The 18,750-nt window shown below is 45.2% G+C and carries 19 protein-coding genes; 8 read left to right on the top strand and 11 right to left on the bottom strand.

What is annotated here, in order from left to right; genetic code table 11:
* Entirely contained in the window at positions 1 to 354 is a 354-nt protein-coding gene (locus Xinn_RS09225; RefSeq protein ID WP_013185044.1) for a phage terminase small subunit P27 family, read from the top strand.
* On the top strand, positions 351 to 2,012 hold the full coding sequence (locus tag Xinn_RS09220; RefSeq protein ID WP_086954527.1) for a terminase large subunit: 1,662 nt from the start codon (positions 351 to 353) through the stop codon (positions 2,010 to 2,012). Before Xinn_RS09225 ends, Xinn_RS09220 begins: the two co-directional genes overlap by 4 nt.
* Positions 2,013 to 2,217: 205 nt before the next feature.
* Here the strand turns inward: Xinn_RS09220 and Xinn_RS09215 are convergent, their stop codons facing one another.
* Positions 2,218 to 4,194, bottom strand: coding sequence for an ATP-binding protein (locus tag Xinn_RS09215; protein ID WP_169923557.1), 1,977 nt, complete (start codon positions 4,192 to 4,194; stop codon positions 2,218 to 2,220).
* A gap of 299 nt (positions 4,195 to 4,493) precedes the next feature.
* Positions 4,494 to 4,679, bottom strand: coding sequence for a hypothetical protein (locus Xinn_RS21775; protein WP_211286008.1), 186 nt, complete (start codon positions 4,677 to 4,679; stop codon positions 4,494 to 4,496).
* 34 nt (positions 4,680 to 4,713) lie between these two features.
* On the opposite strand from Xinn_RS21775, the gene Xinn_RS09210 reads away from it, so the two are divergent.
* Entirely contained in the window at positions 4,714 to 4,980 is a 267-nt protein-coding gene (locus tag Xinn_RS09210; RefSeq protein ID WP_086954150.1) for a helix-turn-helix domain-containing protein, read from the top strand.
* Between the two features lie 301 nt (positions 4,981 to 5,281).
* Here the strand turns inward: Xinn_RS09210 and fis are convergent, their stop codons facing one another.
* The 9 genes from fis to acuI all read right to left on the bottom strand — a co-directional run bounded on the left by fis (position 5,282) and on the right by acuI (position 13,155).
* Positions 5,282 to 5,578, bottom strand: a complete 297-nt coding sequence (gene fis / locus Xinn_RS09205; protein WP_010847912.1) for a DNA-binding transcriptional regulator Fis — start codon at positions 5,576 to 5,578, stop codon at positions 5,282 to 5,284.
* A gap of 7 nt (positions 5,579 to 5,585) precedes the next feature.
* Positions 5,586 to 6,569 carry a tRNA dihydrouridine synthase DusB gene (gene dusB, locus Xinn_RS09200; RefSeq protein ID WP_086954525.1) on the bottom strand — a complete coding sequence of 328 codons (984 nt, stop codon included), beginning with the start codon at positions 6,567 to 6,569 and terminating at the stop codon, positions 5,586 to 5,588.
* Positions 6,570 to 6,852: 283 nt separating this feature from the next.
* Positions 6,853 to 7,734 carry a 50S ribosomal protein L11 methyltransferase gene (prmA, locus tag Xinn_RS09195; protein WP_086954524.1) on the bottom strand — a complete coding sequence of 294 codons (882 nt, stop codon included), beginning with the start codon at positions 7,732 to 7,734 and terminating at the stop codon, positions 6,853 to 6,855.
* Positions 7,735 to 7,781: 47 nt separating this feature from the next.
* A complete protein-coding gene (gene panF / locus Xinn_RS09190; protein WP_086954523.1) occupies positions 7,782 to 9,227 on the bottom strand; it encodes a sodium/pantothenate symporter in 1,446 nt (481 codons plus the stop codon).
* Positions 9,217 to 9,459 carry a YhdT family protein gene (locus Xinn_RS09185; RefSeq protein WP_086954522.1) on the bottom strand — a complete coding sequence of 81 codons (243 nt, stop codon included), beginning with the start codon at positions 9,457 to 9,459 and terminating at the stop codon, positions 9,217 to 9,219. The genes panF and Xinn_RS09185 overlap by 11 nt, the downstream gene beginning before the upstream one ends.
* A gap of 191 nt (positions 9,460 to 9,650) precedes the next feature.
* Positions 9,651 to 11,000, bottom strand: coding sequence for an acetyl-CoA carboxylase biotin carboxylase subunit (gene accC / locus Xinn_RS09180; RefSeq protein ID WP_086954521.1), 1,350 nt, complete (start codon positions 10,998 to 11,000; stop codon positions 9,651 to 9,653).
* Positions 11,001 to 11,022: 22 nt separating this feature from the next.
* The gene (accB, locus tag Xinn_RS09175; RefSeq protein WP_086954520.1) at positions 11,023 to 11,475 is read right to left on the bottom strand and encodes an acetyl-CoA carboxylase biotin carboxyl carrier protein; all 453 of its coding nucleotides are present in this window, start codon (positions 11,473 to 11,475) and stop codon (positions 11,023 to 11,025) included.
* A 30-nt stretch (positions 11,476 to 11,505) separates the two neighbouring features.
* Entirely contained in the window at positions 11,506 to 11,958 is a 453-nt protein-coding gene (aroQ, locus tag Xinn_RS09170; protein ID WP_086954519.1) for a type II 3-dehydroquinate dehydratase, read from the bottom strand.
* Between the two features lie 222 nt (positions 11,959 to 12,180).
* Positions 12,181 to 13,155 (bottom strand): acrylyl-CoA reductase (NADPH), encoded by a 975-nt coding sequence (gene acuI, locus Xinn_RS09165; protein WP_086954518.1) that lies wholly within the window; start codon positions 13,153 to 13,155, stop codon positions 12,181 to 12,183.
* A gap of 756 nt (positions 13,156 to 13,911) precedes the next feature.
* Between acuI and mreB the strand changes: the two genes are divergently transcribed.
* The 5 genes from mreB (at position 13,912) to rng (ending at position 18,736) form a co-directional block, all read left to right on the top strand.
* Complete coding sequence (gene mreB / locus Xinn_RS09160) at positions 13,912 to 14,955, top strand: rod shape-determining protein MreB (protein WP_086954517.1); 1,044 nt, start codon at positions 13,912 to 13,914, stop codon at positions 14,953 to 14,955.
* A 120-nt stretch (positions 14,956 to 15,075) separates the two neighbouring features.
* Positions 15,076 to 16,119: a rod shape-determining protein MreC gene (mreC, locus tag Xinn_RS09155; RefSeq protein ID WP_086956515.1), complete on the top strand. Its 1,044-nt coding sequence runs from the start codon at positions 15,076 to 15,078 to the stop codon at positions 16,117 to 16,119.
* Positions 16,116 to 16,604, top strand: a complete 489-nt coding sequence (gene mreD, locus Xinn_RS09150; protein WP_086954516.1) for a rod shape-determining protein MreD — start codon at positions 16,116 to 16,118, stop codon at positions 16,602 to 16,604. Before mreC ends, mreD begins: the two co-directional genes overlap by 4 nt.
* Positions 16,605 to 16,682: 78 nt before the next feature.
* Positions 16,683 to 17,270, top strand: coding sequence for a Maf family protein (locus Xinn_RS09145; RefSeq protein WP_086954515.1), 588 nt, complete (start codon positions 16,683 to 16,685; stop codon positions 17,268 to 17,270).
* Positions 17,267 to 18,736 carry a ribonuclease G gene (gene rng / locus Xinn_RS09140; RefSeq protein WP_086954514.1) on the top strand — a complete coding sequence of 490 codons (1,470 nt, stop codon included), beginning with the start codon at positions 17,267 to 17,269 and terminating at the stop codon, positions 18,734 to 18,736. Before Xinn_RS09145 ends, rng begins: the two co-directional genes overlap by 4 nt.
* The last annotated feature ends 14 nt before the right edge of the window (positions 18,737 to 18,750 follow it).

Below are 18,750 nucleotides of genomic sequence, written 5' to 3'. Positions count from 1 at the left end.
ATGGCAAGAGCGCCAAAACCGCCAACTTACCTTAATGATATCGCTGCCAGCCAATGGAAGGCCAAAGGTAAAATTTTAAGTGAGCGGGAAGACCTGAACGCCGCTGACTGGAACAATTTAGAACTGTATTGCGTGAACTATGCCATTTACCGAAAAGCCGTGGCAGACCTTGATATACGGGGCTTTAGCATTATAAACAGTCAGGGCAGTGAAAGCCGAAACCCGTCACTGAGTGCCAAAGCCGATGCTGAAAAAATCATGATAAAAATGTCGTCATTGCTGGGTTTTGACCCCGTATCACGGCGTAAAAATCCGGTGGAAACCGAGGAAGAAGACGAGCTGGATCGCCTATGAACGCATGGGAGCAGTATGCTTTTGATATCGAAAACGGCAAAATTCCGGCCTGTAAACGGGTAAAACAGGCTGTTAAACGCTACTTTAACGACCTAAATAACCCGCTTTATTTGTTTGATTCAGAGGTAGTGGCGCGGTTTATTTCTTTTTCCCGTGTCTGTCCCCATGTTAAAGGTCATTTGCGTGGTAAACCCATCATGCTTGAACCGTGGCAACAGTTCGCCTTCGCCAACCTATTCGGCTTTAAGGTAAAAGCGACCGGACGCCGAAAATATCGCAGTGCTTATATCCAAGTACCACGCAAAAATGCCAAATCCACCGTTGCCGCGATACTAGCTAACTGGTTCTTGGTGATGGAACAAGGCCAGCAGGATATTTACACCGCCGCTGTGAGTCGGGATCAGGCGCGTATTGTGTTTGATGATGCCCGCCAGATGAGCCTGTTATCAAAGCCCTTGAAAAAACGGGTAGCTATCCAGCAACACAAAGTTACTTATCCGAAAACTAACAGCCTGTTAAAGCCACTGGCTGCCAAAGCCGCTACCATTGAAGGCACAAATCCCAGTCTGGCTATTGTCGATGAATATCACTTACACCCTGATAATGCGGTTTATTCTGCACTAGAGCTGGGAATGGGTGCCCGTCCCGAAGGGATTCTGTTTGCCATTACCACAGCGGGCAGTAATGTTATTTCGGCCTGTAAGCAGCACTATGATTATTGCTGCCAGATACTGGACGGCGAAGAACAAAACGAATCGCTGTTTGCCCTGATTTACGAACTGGACGACGAGCACGAGATTGATGATGAAACCCTTTGGATTAAGGCCAATCCTAATCTTGATGTATCGGTAGACAGTGCAGCCCTGCATGACACCATCCAGAAAGCACGAGGCATTCCCTCACAATGGACGGAGATGTTAACCAAACGCTTTAATATCTGGTGTCAGGGTGAAACACCGTGGATGGGCGAAGGCGCATGGAAAGCTTGCCAGCAAGATTATGATGAAAACGACCTTAAAGGGCTGGAATGCTATGCCGGACTGGATTTGTCTTCAACAGGAGATATCACCAGCCTCTGTTACACATTCCCCGTGGATAACGAACTGTTATTACTGACCCGTCATTACCTGCCCGAAGCTCAGTTACAAAATCCCGCTAATAAGAATCGAGCGGTATATCGTCAATGGGTACAAGCAGGCTGGATACGTACCACCACAGGCGACTGCATTGATTACGACCGTATCCGTGATGACATTCTCAACGACAGCCAGCAATTTGATATCAAGCTGGTCGGCTTTGATACGTGGAACGCCACGCACTTAAGAACTCAATTACAGGGCGCAGGGTTGGATGTTGAGCCATTCCCGCAAACCTATATGCGCTTTAGCCCTGTGGCGAAATCGGCTGAGGTATTCGTGAACCGTAAAATCATTCGTCACAACAGTGATCCGGTGCTCGAGTGGGCAATGTCCAATGTGGTGATGGAAACTGACGCGAACGCCAATATCAAACCGAATAAGAAAAAATCAGCCAACAAAATTGACCCCGCAATCGCGTTCCTTATGAGCTTTGGCACATGGCAGGTAGAGCATGAAGAATTTGCGTTTAGCCTCAGTGATGAGCAGCAGCAGAGATTGGCTAGTTTTGATGGAATTTAGATAACTAATTGATTATTTTAATGCCTATGCAGTATAGGCATTAATGAAATCAGATGTTCAGAAGGTTAGATATCACATTGGGATTAGTCACTACTTTATCTGACAGTGTTTTGTAGAAAAGTGCGACTAAATCTGACAGTTGAACTCACAGCGAAAAGTGGACGTCACTTCCGTTGGCGTGCTCGACATTGTCATAGATTACATCCTAACTAACCCCATTCAACTCCATAATTTTAGAAGTGAGGAGATCCGGTGTTTTTTCTTGTATGTTTAATTCTTTTAGTTTAAGTCTGTCAGTAAGGTCATGGTAACGAAGTTCAAATTCATTTATAATTTGCTTCCATGTTTTTATATATATTCTTTTATTTCCGCTTTTTTGAATTAATCCAAATTCGCCATGCTGTTTATTACTTTCGATTTCATCCATAATGTTTGCAGATGTATTCTTACTATCCGATATCTCGTTACCGACTAGTATAAAATCCCATCTGGTATTATCACCTATGAATTCAGAATGTGAACTTATAGTGTTTTTATATCGTTTTATTTGCTCAAACTCTTTATCTGTCAGTTTGACGCTTGGTCGTTTAAGTTCAATCACTACACAGTGAAAATATGTATTGTCTTTATCATCGCAGCGTTTTCCTTTTAGTGCCGCAAAAATATCCATTTCTTTATTTTTATCTGGATGATCAACTGAATATTTGTTATAGTGCTCATCATCAAAGCCTTTAACATCTTTCAAGAACACTCTTAACGCATGGTCAAATTTATCTTCTTCAGAAGCTAGTAATGTATACTGCTCGCCAAAAAGCCAAAGATTTTCTTCAATTACTTTTTGAATATGCTTAACTTCATAGGTGTCTTTATTCGGATCGTTGAGCAATTTCTTGAAATAATCAAGAACATCTAAACGGTCACTAATAAATGAAATTGTTTTCGTTATGTTTGATAATGAACTTCTCCTTATGACACTGGAAAGTTTATCGATCTCAGAATCAGACAGTTCTATTATCCCTTCAAATATATCGAAAAGGTTAGATAAATTATTGGTCTCAACAATTCTATCCAACAATTTAATCAGTATTTTCTTCTGTTTTTTATTTAAGTTTTTTGAAAAAAGACCGGGCTCTGCTTTATAAATAACTTTAACAGTTTCAATAAGCTGGGATCTTCTGAATTCATTATACAACTCATTATCGCTTGTATATGTTGGAAATATCCCTTCAGCCAAATACTGATTAATTAACTGATCAGCCACATTAGTTTTGAATTGATGGTATTCTTCGCGAAGACAGGTTCTTACATAGGAAAGTATGAACTTAAATTCATCGGAATCGATGCTATGAGATGATTGGCTTATCAAATCATTATTGATATCAAATGAGTCAAACCACTCAGACTGAACATAGGCAGAACAATAAAATTGTTTACCATTCAACTCTGACAATTCTTTATGTACTACTCTACCATTTGCATTCAAAAAATATATATATGATTTTTCAACTACAGGTTTCTCGGACCATTGAACTGTTTTAATGTCAAACAAATTATCATTTCTAGCCTTAGAATATGCTTGGCTAATGTATTCAATTGGCTTTATTCTAATGTCATTAATATAAACACATATGTCTTTATGTGCTAGCATTAGCCAAGAAATATCATTTTGAATATAAGGAACAATATCTTGTTCGAATGTATCTACTCCTATAGAAACTGGTTCGAACGTTACAAGTGTTCCGCAAGAGTCTTTATTCGATTTCTTCGGCTGAGAAACGACATACTCATTGACGTGGCTAGAAACCAACTCTATTGAGAACTCTTCACCATCAATACTGTAAGTATTCCAAAGAGCTCTATCTGCAAATTTCACAAATGAAAAACGCCCTTTACCCTTTCTACCGCGAGTAACAGGTGTTCTGAGTATTTTTTTCTGAGAATCCAGAAATCTATCAAAAGTTTTATCGAGATCTGAATATCTGATTCCTATGCCATCATCATAAATTGACAGTTCAGATAATCCACTCAATCCATTTGGAATAGATTTAATATAGACATTCTTAGCCCCTGCATCAAAGGCGTTCCAAACATACTCGCAAAACGCTTTGTTTGGAGTCAAGCTCTCTAACTGGCTCAGGACACTTTGCCCAGTGTTCGTTGTTTTTCTTTTGATATCGCTCATAGCCGTTTGCCCCTTGAAATGCCTAGCAAAGACATACCTGTGAATCCAATCACTATAACCCATTAAAGACAATCAACAAAGTGACAAACATTACACTATACCGTACCGGTTGTTCAGCCCAGCCCCGATGGGGGCACTACAAATTAACAATGTCCGTTTCTGGCACTGGGTTGACTGTCATACTTGCTTGAATCCAGAGTAGCAAGAGTATTAGCTTATATGGGCTGTTTAATAGCATATAACGCAATAAAGATAAGCACTTTTACTGATTCGCTTATTGAACCAGTTAAACCAATCAGTTAAAGTAGCCCCGCCATCGGCACAATCCGGTGGTCAGGGATTTGCAACCCTGTAGAGCTATCCACTGGTAGGATGTTTCTACCAGTGTGCCTGCGTTCGCCTTTTCTATGGCGGTTCAGGCGGGGGAGGCTTCGGCCTCGCCGGACGATAGCTCCCGGTATTGCAAACCCTGTCTGAATCGCCACCATCAATGCTTAATTAATGGAAGGGGTAGCAGGAATGAATAACGTTAGAAATGACTGGCATCAAGCCGATATTATTGCTGCATTACGTAAGCGCGGTACAACCTTAGCGGCTGTCTCCCGTGAAGCAGGACTCAGTTCATCTACACTGGCAAATACTCTCAGCAGACCGTGGCCGAAAGGCGAATGGATAATTGCTAACTACCTCGAGATACATCCCTCTGAAATCTGGCCTAGCCGTTATTTTGATTCTCATTCCGGAGAATTATTAGAAAGGAAAGTTCGCGATAAATCATCAGAATAATTATTCTAATATCGGAAAACATCAGGGAATTAGTCACCTCATTCATTGTTTACAGTATGTGATTGGCGTTGGTGGGGTGGCACTATCGATGATGTTATTACGAAATGCTTCACAACCCCCTATTGCTATGAATACACCTCGATTTTAAACATCTTTATTTTTCTTTCTGGTACTTATGCTTTGCAACGTGTCTTTATGTTGAGGATTTTTATGTGGGGTAATCGGTGGGGTAATCCTAAACAAAAAAAGCACTTCCCCAAACGAGAAAGTGCTTCTTCAACAACATGTTACTGGACTAGGATCAGTTCATGCCGTATTTTTTCAGTTTCTTACGCAGAGTACCGCGGTTGATTCCCATCATCAGCGCTGCGCGGGTTTGGTTACCACGGGTGTATTGCATCACCATGTCCAACAGGGGTTGCTCTACTTCAGCCAGTACCAGCTCATACAGGTCATTGACGTCTTGACCATTCAGTTGAGCAAAATAGTTTTTCAGGGCTTGTTTAACTGAGTCACGCAGAGGTTTTTGAGTTACCTGATCTTGTGAATTTACAGTAGCAACGGTTAGTACGTCAGAATTTACGCGTTGTTCGAACATAGTTCTGTCAGCTCTTTTCTTTATTTACGCAAAAATTTTCGAAGTATGCTTCCAACACCTCCAGCTGTTCGCTGGCATCCTCAATGGCGTTGAATGAGCGCCGAAACTGGTCATCAGGAGCATGTTCCCTGAGATACCAAGATACATGCTTACGTGCAATACGAACTCCTTTGCCTTGACCGTAAAAGTCGTGCAGTTCTCGTACATGCTCGTTCATCAAATGCTGCACTTCGCCAAGGGGCATCGGTGGCAGCAATTTTCCTGTTTCCAGATAATGCTGGATTTCCCGAAAGATCCAGGGTCTTCCCTGAGCAGCGCGGCCTATCATCAGGGCATCAGCCCCGGTGTATTCAAGCACTGCTCTGGCTTTTAGCGGGTCAGTAATGTCGCCATTAGCAATAATTGGAATGGCAACAGTCTGCTTAACTGTCCGAATGTTGTCATACTCAGCTTCACCATTAAACAGACAAGAACGAGTCCGGCCATGAATGGTAAGTGCCTGAATACCACAACGTTCAGCCAATTGGGCAATTTCTACACAGTTACGTTCTTCCGGTGACCATCCTGTACGGATCTTCAATGTAACAGGTACATCAACCGCATTGACTACCGCAGAAAGGATTTTTTGAACCAGTTCTGGATAACGCAGTAATGCTGAGCCTGCCAATTTACGATTAACCTTTTTGGCTGGGCACCCCATATTGATATCGATGATCTGAGCACCATTGTCGACGTTGATTTTCGCCGCTGCTGCCATCTCATCGGGATCACTACCGGCAATCTGTACAGAACGCACTCCGGGTTCGTCGCGATGAACCATACGTAGCCGGGATTTATCCGTCTTCCAGACCTGAGGGTTGGAAGAAAGCATCTCTGAGACTGTCATACCTGCACCCATGGTGTAGCATAGAGATCGAAACGGGCGATCCGTTATGCCAGCCATAGGGGCTGCAATAAGACAGTTTTTCAACTGGTATTGTCCGATACGCATAGGCGAAGAAAGAGTGGCCAACTGTGACTAAGGGCGCGTATATTACGCATTTTTCACAAGATATGAAAGGCCAAACTTTGAGCGAAACGGTATTTTAATGGATTTTTTCCAGTTGATTTTTTTAAACTTTTACTTTTATCGTTAAATAACAGTTAGTTGCGTGTTTTCAACGAAATTTGTTGTTACCTATATTTCTCATGACAAATAGGATGTATTACCACCAATTTGTCCCCCAGAGGATCATTTTAGTGGATAATCCTGCTTTTCAATAGTAGTTTGTTGATTATTTTTTAACCCCCGTGATGCGACACCATTCTTCCTGTTCTGCAATTGGATCGATAATGAATTCATTGCTATAGGCTTCGGCAACACCTTCAGCCTGACTTGCTAATACACCGGACAAGCCTAATAATCCACCCGATTTTGGCAGTGAGCCGATAATCGGAGCCAGTTCACGTAGTGGGCCAGCCAGAATGTTGGCAATAGCGACATCACATTCTAAATTGTCAGGTTGATCTTTAGACAGGTAGAGTGTCAGTAACTCAGAAACACCATTGCGTTCTGCATTATCCCGGCTGGCCTGAATGGCCTGAGGGTCAATATCAATGCCGATAGCATGTTTGGCACCCAGTTTCAGGGCTGCGATAGCCAGAATGCCTGATCCACAACCGAAGTCGATAACCGTTTTACCTTGCAGGTCAAGGCTATCCAGCCATTGCAGGCAAAGAGAAGTGGTCGGGTGGGTTCCGGTTCCGAAAGCTAATCCCGGGTCCAGCATGACGTTAACGGCATCTGGCTCTGGAACTTCACGCCAGCTTGGGCAGATCCACAGGCGGTTACCAAAGCGCATCGGGTGGAAGTTGTCCATCCACTCGCGCTCCCAGTCTTTATCTTCCAGTTGTTCAATTTTATGCAGAAAACCTTTACCAAGCTGGGGAACCTGCTCTAACTGGCTGACAACGGCTTTCATGTCTGTTTCAGCATCATACAGCCCAATGACATCGGTATCTCCCCATAAACGGGTTTCTCCCGGCAGGGGCTCAAAAATCGGGGTATCGTGGCTGTCCTGAAAGGTGACGGACACCGCACCACTTTCTACGAGTTCATCACCCAGAGCTTCAGCTTGTTGTCCCGTGGTGTTTAATCTCAGTTGTATCCAAGGCATAAGAATTCTCTTTTAAACGCAATATGTATGAAAAAATAATACCGCCGTTACTGTGATGTGGCGGTTTGTTGTATCTGTTTGCTGCCAAACATATTTCCTATGCCGAATGCCAGTAAGCTCAGCAGCAGTGATGGAACAATCGGGTGGAATCCAAGGAAATGAATGTTAAAGCTAGCCAGTAAGGTATAGCTTATTGCACCTGTCAGCATGGAAGTCAGCGCGCCATGTGCATTGGCTTTCTCCCAGTACAGTCCTAATACCAGTGGCCAAAGGAACACAGCCTGCAATCCGCCAAAGGCCAGCAGATTCAGCCAAATCAGCATTTCAGGCGGTTGCCATGCTGCCAGCAGCAGCAGTATTCCCAGAAACAGGGTCGAAAAACTGGAAATGCGAGCCAGCTTCTTCTCCTGTTTGATCTGCTCCGGGAATAGATTCAGATAGAGATCTTTAACGATAGTTGCCGAAGATTGCAGCAACTGGGCGTTAATTGTCGACATAATAGCTGCCATTGGTGCCGCCAGAAAGATCCCGGCAGCGACAGGAGGCAGAACGGTGATCATCAGGGTTGGGATCACTTGATCGGGAATGGTCAGATCAGGGATGATCGCACGGCCTAATGCGCCCGCAAGGTGCATACCAAACATCAGGATAGCCATGACGATTGTGCCGATGATAATACCACGGTGGACTGCTTTACTGTCACGGTAAGAAATACAACGCACTGCGGTATGGGGCAGGCCGATGACACCAAAGCAGACCAGCACCCAGAAGGAAGCCATAAAAGGACCGGTAAGGATATTATCAGCGCCGTGAGGAGATACAAGGTCAGGGTCGATAGCGCGCAGTGTCGAAACAGCTTCTGACAGCCCGCCTGCTTTATAGATGGTGCCAGCAAGCAGTAAAACTGTTCCCAGCAACATAACCAGCCCCTGTAGGGCATCATTCAGTACGCTGGCTCTGAACCCGCCAAATGCCGTGTAGAGCGCAATGGAAAGCCCGAAAATCAACAGACCTGTACCGTAGGGAATACCGGCAGCGGCTTCCAGTAGGCGAGCACCGCCAATGAACTGCACCGTCATGGCTCCGACAAAGGCGACCAACAGACTCACGCTGGCAAACCAGACCAGAATACGGCTCTGATAACGCGCATACAGCATATCGTTGAGTGTCACGGCATTATAACGACGGGCGAGGATGGCAAATTTTTTCCCCAGTACGCCGAGAGAGAGCCAGATTGCAGGCAGTTGGATCAGGGATAAAAGCACCCAGCCAATACCATATTTGTAGGCCGCACCGGGACCACCGATAAATGAGCTGGCACTGATGTATGTCGCAGTAATGGTCATCGCCAGTACAAAACCACCCATTGAGCGGCTGCCAAGAAAATATTCATTCAGGAATTCACCCGTCCGGCGGCGGCGATAGGCATAGAATGAGAGCAGAAAAACCAACGCCAGATAGCCCACCAGAGGCAGAATCACTTCATTTTGCATCTTCATCCTCCAGAGGAACTTCCTTGAAGATAAATTTCACCATCATCCAGCACAGGATAATAAACAGTACCGGCAATATTAAACAGGCCAGTTCGAACCAGTGTGGCAAACCGGTTAACCCGCTTGCATTACCGGGTAAATAGGCACTCAGTAGCCAACCCACAAGATAAGCTAACGTCAGGAATACGGCCCAGCGAGCTTCTTTATGAGATTGAACAAATCGTCTGTCCATTCATTCTCCGGGGAAAGTTGATATAAAAATAAAGGAAGGAATTGTACGGTAACAGCCAGATTTATTCAGAAGAAAATGTGCCGTAGTCATGAGAAAACAGCCTGCTACATATGTCATCAAAAATAGGTTATAAAAAATCCCATCCTGAAAAGATGGGATTTTATGCAGAATGGTGAGATCAGAAAAGAGCCTTACTTATCATGTAAACCCAGTTTCTTCTCCAGATAGTGGATATTAGTTCCGCCTTTCTGGAAGTTTTCATCATTCATGATGGACAGTTGCAGATCGATATTGGTTTTAATGCCGTCGATGATCAGCTCTGCCAGAGCATTTTTCATACGTGCAATCGCCACTTCACGGGTTTCTCCATAAGTGATCAGCTTGCCGATCATGGAGTCATAATAAGGCGGTACGGTATATCCGGCATAAATATGGGATTCCCAACGTACGCCAAACCCACCCGGAGAGTGGAAATGGGTGATTTTACCCGGACTTGGCAGGAATGTTTTGGCATCTTCGGCATTAATACGGCATTCGATAGCGTGGCCTTCGATGACAATATCTTCCTGTGTGATGGACAGCGGCAGACCGGAAGCAATACGTAGCTGCTCTTTGATCAGGTCAACGCCGGTAATCATCTCGGTAACAGGATGCTCAACCTGAATACGGGTGTTCATCTCAATGAAATAGAACTCGCCGTTTTCATACAGGAACTCAAACGTACCCGCTCCGCGATAGCCGATTTCGACACAGGCGTTGGCACAGCGTTCACCGATACTGCGACGCAGTTCAGCAGAAATGCCCGGTGCTGGTGCTTCTTCCACAACTTTCTGGTGACGACGCTGCATGGAGCAGTCACGTTCAGCAAGATAGAGAGCATTGCCCTGACCATCAGCCAGTACCTGAATTTCAACGTGACGCGGATTCTCAAGGAATTTTTCCATGTAAACCATGTCATTATTGAAAGCGGCTTTAGCTTCTGCTCGCGTCATGGCAATAGACTGTTCCAGCTCTTTATCACTGCGAACAACACGCATACCACGTCCGCCACCGCCGCCGGAAGCTTTGATGATTACCGGATAACCGATGCGCTGTGCAATGGCCTTGTTCTTTTCAGTATCATCGCCCAATGGGCCGTCAGATCCGGGAACACAAGGGACACCGGCTTTTTTCATGGCGCTGATAGCCGAGACTTTATCACCCATCAGGCGGATAGTTTCTGCTTTCGGGCCGATAAAGATGAAGCCGGAACGCTCCACCTGTTCAGCAAAATCAGCGTTTTCAGACAGGAATCCATAACCCGGATGGATTGCCTGTGCACAGGTGATTTCAGCCGCAGAAATGATAGCCGGAATATTCAGGTAACTTTTTGCTGATGCAGCCGGGCCGATACAGACCGTTTCATCTGCCAGCAGGACGTGTTTCAGATCACGGTCTGCGGCAGAGTGCACAGCAACAGTTTTGATCCCGAGTTCTTTACAGGCTCTCAGGATACGCAGTGCAATTTCACCGCGGTTAGCTATGACTATTTTCTCAAGCATGGGTTTTTCCCGCGTGATGCGCTTATTCGATGATGACCAGTGGCTCGTCAAATTCAACAGGTTGACCGTCTTGTGCCAGAATTGCCTTCACGACACCCGTTTTGTCGGCTTCGATCTGGTTCATCATTTTCATGGCTTCAACGATGCACAGGGTATCGCCCTGATTAACGTGCTGACCGACTTCGATGAAAGGTTTCGCATCCGGGCTTGGAGAGCGGTAGAACGTACCAACCATTGGGGAACGAACGGTATGACCGCTGATTTCTGCTGTAGCTGGTGCTGCTGGCGCAGCCGGTGCCGCAACTTGTGCAGGCTGTTGAACAGGAGCAGAGATGTACTGCTGAGTGATCGGCATGCCCTGAGGAGCCATAGTACGGCTGATGCGAACGGATTCTTCACCTTCGGAAATTTCCAGTTCAGAAATGCCAGATTCTTCAACCAGCTCGATCAGTTTTTTTATCTTACGAATATCCATGAGTGTGATTCCGTACTCTATTTATGTAAATTAGTTGGATTTTGACAAGCGGTTGACCGCTGCCTGTAATGCGAAACTATAACCATCAGCACCCAAACCGCAGATCACGCCAACGGCAATATCAGAAAGATATGAATGATGGCGGAACGGCTCACGAGCATGCACATTAGAGAGGTGGATCTCAATAAAGGGGATATCTACCGCCAGAAGTGCATCACGTAGCGCTACGCTGGTGTGCGTGAATGCCGCAGGATTAATCAGAATAAAATCTGTATTCCCCCGCGCAGTATGAATTCTCTCAATCAGTTCAGACTCTGCATTGGATTGCAGATGGAATAATTGAATATCCGATTGGCGAGCTTCTTTTGACAGTTTGCTGACGATGTCATCAAGCGTTAACTTGCCGTAGGTCTCCGGCTCTCGTGTTCCCAACAGATTCAGGTTGGGGCCATTCAAGAGTAAAATGCGAAACTTGTCTGCCATTGTGCGGGTATCTCCGGCAATCTGTCAACAATCGTTCACGATAACTCGATGACAGCAGTTTGTCATCTTTTTCTATTATCAATATTTGTAAATTTGACGATAAAGCCCGACATTATAAACATATCGTGGCATTTAGCAGCAAAATACTGGTCTTATCAGCTTTCAGGCTTGATTTTATTAGACTTAGTTTTATCGGCATAGTTTCAGGTTATCGGTATAGTTTCAGTGAATCTTTACCACTGCTCTGCCTGTTGCCTGATTGTTGACCAGTTTATTAGCGTATTCGAGCGCCTGATCTAATGAGATTTCGTTTGCAGTCTGTTGATAAAACGATCCCGGCAGCAATTTCTGTAAGCGTTCCCAGATCTCTGGTCTTTTGGTCATCGGCACGATTGAGGATTCAACACCCTGCAAGCGGACATTACGCAGAATAAATGGCATAACAGTGGTAGGCAGGTTGATATCGCTTGCCATACCGCAAGCGGCTACTACGCCGTTGTACGATACCTGAGCCAGCAATTTAGCCAGAATTGTCCCGCCCACTGTATCAATAACACCAGCCCAGCGCTGTTTTTCCAGCGGACGTGTGGGTTGATTGAAGTCTGAAACCGGCAGAATTTCTTTTGCCCCCAGAGAAAGTAAATATTCCTGACTTTCAGGTTTACTGCTGATGGCGACAACAGAGTAACCCAGAAGAGAGAGAAGAGTAATCGCTGTACTGCCTACTCCACCACTGGCACCTGTGACTGCAATTTCACCGCTTTCAGGTGTTACCCCTCCTTGTTCCAGCGCCATAACACATAGCATGGCGGTAAAACCGGCTGTACCGATAATCATGGCCTGTCTGGTACTTAACCCTTCTGGCAATGGTGTCAGCCATTCACCGGAGACTCTGGCCTGCTCTGCCAGCCCGCCCCAATGATTTTCACCTACGCCCCAGCCGGTTAATAAAACCTGTTGACCAACGTGAAAGCGCGGATCTTCCGAGTGGTGAACAACACCAGAAAAGTCGATCCCCGGTATCATCGGAAATTGACGGATGATTTTCCCTTTGCCGGTGATAGCAAGTGCGTCTTTATAGTTGAGGGCTGACCAGTGAATATCGACGGTGACATCACCGGGCGGAAGTTGAGCGGTCTCAATATCCTGAATAGAAGCTGATAATGTATCGTGCTGTTCAAGCAATAACGCTTTCATATTTTCTCCCTTTGAAGATTTTATGTCTGACACCATCTGACTCTTATAATTTGATTTTTTGTGACACTCTCAATATAGATAAAATTGAAAATGCAGAAACGGGCAGTCTGCAATATTGTGATGAGTAGTCGCAAAACAGCGACTCCTTATTTTATTCGGGATAGCATGATGAAAGAATAAAATATCCATGATAATAATTACGATATTTATAATTCATTAATTAATAATATCTTTTTTTATATCTTGTTGGCTCAATAATCAACAGATTTATCTACCGATCATAAGCTTATAATATCGACGAAGAACGATTTCCCTTTCAGTCTCTGAAGAGATCATTGATATTTAATGAGTTTTTTGGTCGGGATTATTTAGCTGTGATAGCAAGGAAAATCAAAATATTTGAGAAAAAATTAATTTTTGTTGAACTTGCTGAAATCATTATAGGTCAACATAGAAAAAGTGAATCAGGAACATCGCGGGACGCACTATATACACTATAATGTTGGTTTTTAGGACATTTGGACATTTTAAGGTTCAGTGACCGGGTTATTGGTCGAATTAACCCATTTTTATGCAGTTTTTTTCTGCTCTGTCAGAAAAAAGTAACGTAGAATATCGTGTTTCTGATGTGAATAACGTAGCCACTTTCATTGAAGTAGTAAAAGTTAGTGAATGATGCGCCTTGTCGCTGCTTCATGTGGTTGGTAGAGTAGACGGAAAACATCCGTCCCCAGCTTGCAGGATTATCCTTTCGTTATGTTAAAGAAATTTCGTGGCATGTTTTCCAATGATTTGTCCATTGACTTGGGTACTGCCAATACCCTTATTTATGTCAAAGGTCAGGGAATTGTCTTGGATCAACCCTCTGTTGTTGCTATCCGACAAGACAGGGCCGGTTCACCAAAAAGCGTTGCAGCCGTAGGGCTGGAAGCAAAACAGATGTTGGGGCGTACTCCGGGCAATATCGCAGCCATCCGTCCAATGAAAGATGGTGTTATTGCTGATTTTTATGTCACGGAAAAAATGTTGCAGCATTTTATTAAACAGGTTCATAACAACAGCTTTATGCGCCCAAGCCCGCGTGTACTGGTTTGTGTGCCGGTCGGTGCAACACAGGTTGAACGCCGGGCCATTAAGGAATCAGCACAAAGTGCTGGTGCCCGTGAAGTCTTTTTAATTGAAGAACCCATGGCAGCCGCAATCGGTGCGGGTTTACCTGTTTCTGAAGCAACGGGTTCTATGGTTGTTGATATCGGTGGTGGTACAACTGAAGTTGCCGTTATCTCCCTCAATGGTGTTGTTTACTCCTCTTCTGTCCGTATTGGTGGGGATCGCTTTGATGAAGCGATTATTAACTATGTCCGCCGCAACTACGGTTCACTGATTGGTGAAGCGACAGCAGAACGTATTAAACATGAGATCGGTTCTGCTTACCCGACAGATGAAGTCCGGGAAATTGAAGTACGTGGCCGTAACCTTGCTGAAGGTGTACCGCGCAGTTTTACACTGAATTCCAATGAAATTCTGGAAGCTCTGCAAGAGCCGCTGACAGGCATCGTCAGTGCCGTTATGGTTGCACTGGAACAGTGTCCGCCAGAACTGGCTTCTGATATTTCAGAACGGGGCATGGTGCTGACTGGTGGTGGAGCACTGTTACGCAATCTTGATCGCCTGCTGATGGAAGAAACCGGCATTCCCGTTATTGTGGCGGAAGATCCACTTACCTGTGTTGCCAGAGGTGGCGGTAAAGCACTGGAAATGATCGACATGCACGGTGGTGATTTATTCAGCGAAGACTGAAAGTAACTCTGCGAGCTGGGGGGCGTTTTTATCGGTGCCTCCTTGCTGTTTATCCGGAAGTGTATCGTTTATGACTCTTTCATTGTTTATGACGCGAAACCGCTCAATAATGCGCAACTTATGAAGCCAATTTTCAGCAGAGGGCCTTCCCTACAATTACGACTCTTTTTTGCTGTTGTTATTGCCATTATTCTGGTTTTGGTAGACAGCAGGTTTGATTTTTTTAATAAAATCCGTAGTCATATGGATACGGCAGTGAGTCCTTTTTATTTTCTTGCCAACGGTCCCCGCCAGTTTTTAGATGGTATTTCTGATTCTTTGACTGCCCGTAAACATCTCGAATTGGAAAATTATTCCCTGCGTAATGAATTGCAGTTGAAGGACAGTAAATTGTTACTTCTGGGCCAATTGAAACATGAAAATGCCCGTTTACGAGAATTACTGGGTTCACCCTTGCGCCGTGATGAACACATGATGGTGACGCAGGTGATCGCCCGTGGTCTGGACCCTTATCGCGATCAAATTGTTATTGATAAAGGCGCGAAAGATGGGGTTTATGAAGGGCAGCCGGTTATCAGTGATCGGGGTGTTGTCGGGCAGGTCGTTTCAGTCAGCCAGCTAAGTAGCCGGGTGTTACTGATTTGCGATCCGATTCACGCCCTGCCGGTTCAGGTATTACGCAATGATATTCGGGTGATTGCCGGTGGCACAGGCTGTACCGATGATCTGCACCTTGAACCCTTACCGAGTGACACGGATATCCGTGTCGGTGATGTACTGGTGACATCGGGTCTGGGAGGGCGATTCCCGGAGGGGTATCCCGTCGCTGTAGTTTCTTCTGTCAGGATAGACAACCAGCGCGCTCATACTGTTATTCACGCCCGTCCTTTAGCTGAATTACGTCGCCTGCGTTATCTTCTGTTGTTATGGGGGGCGGATAATAACCCATCTGAACCGTTGCCGCCTTCCGAAGTATACCGGGCCGCAAATGAGCGAATGATGCAGATGTTGCCACAGGTGTTACCAAATCCGGCGGATGAAAACCCTCATTCTTTGCCAGAGGGTTCAGGCGGAGAAGGCAATGGAAATAAGCCAGTAACCAAACAGCTATCTCCGGCTCCCCCGTCAGGTAATAAACCACTCGTTACGGAGAACCGCCGATGAGTCAGTATCAAGGGCGTGGCCTCTGGGTAGTCTGGTTATCTTTTTTGATAGCAATGGTTTTGCAGAGTATGCCGTGGCCGGAACAAGTCGATATATTCCGGCCGACTTTGCCTGTGCTATGCCTCATCTATTGGCTGCTGGCGATTCCCCATCGTGTCAGTGTCGGTACTGGTTTTATTCTGGGTATTCTGATTGATTTATTACAGGGCAGTATCCTTGGTGCGCATGCACTGGCTTTTAGCCTCGTGAGTTTTTTGGTTGCGTTCAAATTTCAGCTCATTCGCAATATGGCACTCTGGCAACAATCACTCATTGTGATGGTACTCTCAACATTGATAAACCTCTGTGTTTTTCTGGCGCATGTGCTGGTTCTACAGACGGTTTTCCATTCGGAAGTATTCTGGAATGGCCTGGTCAATGGTATTCTCTGGCCCTGGCTATTCTTATTAATGCGGAAAATCCGCCGTCAATTTTCAGTTCGTTAAAGGCGGGTTCTACTTTTTAATGAACAGCTTTTATATAAATGAACCGCTTTTAAATGAACTGATAAAGGATGACTCACTATGAAAACTCTTTACTTGGCTTCTGGCTCACCACGGCGGCGTGAGCTGGTGGCACTGCTGGATTTTAATTTTCAGATCCTGACACCACAGGTTGAAGAGAAATGGCAGGAAGGAGAGTCTCCGCAGCAGTATGTCGAACGATTAGCCAGAGAAAAATCAAAAGCGGGTGTGGCAATTGCACCGGACGACTTCCCTGTTCTGGGCGCTGATACGATTGTTGTGCTGAATAATCGTATTCTGGAAAAACCCCATAATGAACAACATGCAGCTGAAATGTTACAGGCGTTATCAGGCCAGCATCATCAGGTCATAACGGCTGTTGCTTTATCGAACAGTCAGCATATCTTAAGTGAGTTAGTCATTACAGATGTGATATTTCGCCATTTATCTCAGCGTGAAATACAGGAATATATTGCAACTGGGGAACCAATGGATAAAGCCGGCGCTTACGGTATTCAGGGTAAAGGCGGTTGTTTTGTCAGAAAGGTTAACGGCAGTTACCATGCTGTTGTCGGCTTGCCACTGGTGGAAACGTATGAATTAATCACACGGTTTTTAGCGTTAGCTGATGGGAAGGAGTACTCATGACAGCAGAGTTATTAGTCAATGTAACACCATCCGAAACGCGCGTTGCTTATGTTGATGGCGGTATTTTGCAGGAAGTTCATATCGAACGGGAAGCTAAACGGGGAATCGTCGGTAATATATATAAAGGCCGTATCAGCCGGGTTCTTCCCGGTATGCAGGCGGCTTTTGTTGATATCGGGCTGGAAAAAGCCGCCTTTCTGCATGCTTCAGATATTATGCCTCACACGGAATGTATCGCCGGTGAGGAACGGAAAAACTTTAACGTCAGAGATATTGCTCAACTGGTCAGTCAGGGGCAGGATCTGCTTGTTCAGGTTGTCAAAGATCCTCTCGGTACTAAAGGGGCACGTCTGACAACCGATATCACTCTGCCTTCACGTTATCTGGTTTTTATGCCGGGGGCTTCCCATGTTGGTGTTTCTCAGCGAATTGAGAGCGCAGAAGAGCGTGATCGTCTGAAATCCATCGTGATGGATTATTGTGATGAACATGGCGGGTTTATTATCCGCACTGCCGCAGAAGGGGTAAGAAAAGAGGAAATTGCGCAGGATGCTGCATTTTTGAAGCGCCTGTGGGGCAAGGTCATTGAACGTAAAAAACGGAATATCACTAAAACTAAAGTATATGGTGAGCTGGCATTAGCGCAGCGTATTTTACGTGATTTTGCCAGAGATTCTCTTGACCGCATCCGGGTTGATTCCCGCCAGACTTATTTGCAGGTTCAGGAATTTATTGATGAATACATTCCTGAAATGACCGCTAAACTGGAACATTATCAGGGCAATCAGCCCATATTCGATCTCTGCGGTGTGGAACATGAAATTCAGCGCGCACTGGAGCGCAAAGTAGAATTAAAGTCGGGTGGCTATCTGATTATTGATCAAACCGAAGCCATGACGACCATTGATATTAATACCGGCGCTTTTGTTGGGCACAGGAATTTAGAAGAGACTATCTTTAATACTAATATTGAAGCGACTCAGGCAATTGCCCGTCAGTTGAGGCTGCGTAATCTGGGCGGGATTATTATCATCGATTTTATCGACATGGGGGATGGGGAACACCGCCGCCGTGTACTGGCTTCTTTGGAGCTGGCACTCAGTAAAGACCGCGTAAAAACGACCATTAATGGTTTTTCTCAGCTTGGGCTGGTGGAAATGACACGTAAACGCACCCGGGAAAGCCTTGAACATATTTTATGTGACAGTTGCCCGACTTGTCAGGGGCGCGGCACAGTGAAATCGGTTGAAACGGTATGTTATGAAATTTTACGGGAAATTGTCCGTGTTCATCGTGCCATTAATGCAGATCGTTTTCTGGTCTATTCTTCCCATGCCGTGAGTGAATCCCTGAAAGGGGAACACGCTCATGCTCTGGCTGAGGTGGAGATCTTTGTTGGGAAGCCGGTAAAAGTACAGGCTGAACAGTTCTACAGTCAGGAACAATTTGATGTTGTGATGATGTGACCGAATGTAGCCAA

The sequence above is a fragment of the Xenorhabdus innexi genome, from assembly GCF_002632485.1.
GTDB lineage: Bacteria > Pseudomonadota > Gammaproteobacteria > Enterobacterales > Enterobacteriaceae > Xenorhabdus > Xenorhabdus innexi.
The sequence above is the reverse complement of the archived record's forward strand: the minus strand, read 5'-3'. Positions and strand labels throughout refer to the sequence as shown.